We start from the raw sequence: 1376 nt of genomic DNA on the forward strand, positions 1-1376 counted from the left end.
GGCGGGCTCAAGCGGTCGTCGCAACACCAAGTGTTTTCATTCCGGACAGGAGTTCGTCAAGCGTCTCTGCTGGGGTTTTCCATCCCAGCGTCTTTCTCGGTCGGGAGTTGAGCGCTGCGGCCACAGCGGCGATCTCGTCAGCATCGTAGACGCTGAGATCGGTGCCTTTCGGGAAGTACTGCCGCAGGAGGCCATTCGTGTTCTCGTTCGTGCCACGCTGCCAGGGGCTTCTTGGATCGCAGAAGTAGACCTGAAGGCCTGTATCGATCTTGAGGTCACTGTGCTGCGCCATCTCGGTCCCCTGATCCCAAGTCAGCGAGCGGCGTAGTTCCTTGGGCAAAGTGATAATGGTGCGCGTGATCGCATCGCGTACCGCTTCAGCTCCGTGTCCGGAGAGCGCAGGCCCGTCCTTCGTACGTGGGCCGTCTTCAAATCCCGGCAAGCGTGGCAGGTGCAGCAGCATTGTAAACCGTGTGCTGCGTTCGACGAGCGTGCCGATTGCCGAACTCTCGGAGCCGACGATCAGATCTCCTTCCCAATGTCCCGGCACGGCGCGATCTGCGACCTCGGCCGGACGTTCACTGATCATGATCTCTGGCGATACGAAGCCTTTGCTGCGCTTTCGCGTGCGCGCTCGAGGCACCCGCAGCGCACGTCCCGTTCGCAAGTAGGCCGTCAACTCCCGGTTCAGCGCACCTCGGCTCTGAACAAAAAGCGCCTGGTAAATGGCTTCGTGGCTGATCCGCATCGTCTCGTCATCCGGGAAGTCGATCGGCAAGCGTTGGGCGATCTGCTCAGGACTCCAGGCTTTTGCCCATCGCCGCTCCTGGTCCGAACCCGCACGACCAGCCTTCCGCCGGACGCCGCCCGGAGGCACGACAACGCCGGCAAGCCGATCTTCAACATAAGTGCGCAAGGCGGCGTTGCTTGCAAGCTTGCTTGGCTTAGGGCGCCGGGCCGATCGATCTGCATGCCACTGGGCGGCCGTCGCTCGATAGGCCATCTTGCCGCCGTGCGTCGCCGCATTGCGATCGAGCTCACGGGAGATGGTCGAGGGAGACCGATCGAGGCGCCGCGCTATCTCTCGTACAGAATGGCGCTGCGCATTCAGCAGGGCAATCTCTTCGCGTTCAGAGAAAGAGAGGCGCCGGCCGGAGAGCGGCTTCGCCGATGGTCTGAACATCGCTGGTACCACGCCGCCTGTCCTTCGAAACAATCGGGGTCCGACAGCATCTGACAATCCAGCAGCCAGTGCAGCCTTCTCGCTGTTCAATCCGGCGGCAATCCCCCGCCAAAACTTCTGCTGTTCCCCACGCCCCGCCACTGGTGGGCGACCCATCGATCCCAGCTTCGCCCGCGTTGACCGCCGCTTTCGG

At 62.5% G+C, this 1376-nt stretch carries 1 protein-coding gene; it reads right to left on the minus strand.

The window, feature by feature from the left end:
• Positions 1–7: 7 nt before the first annotated feature.
• A partial coding sequence (locus NLR35_RS34140; RefSeq protein ID WP_374940881.1) for an IS30 family transposase occupies positions 8–1376 on the minus strand: 1369 nt, incomplete at its 5' end.

This window comes from Bradyrhizobium sp. SRS-191 (assembly GCF_024586915.1).
Taxonomy (GTDB): Bacteria; Pseudomonadota; Alphaproteobacteria; order Rhizobiales; family Xanthobacteraceae; genus Bradyrhizobium.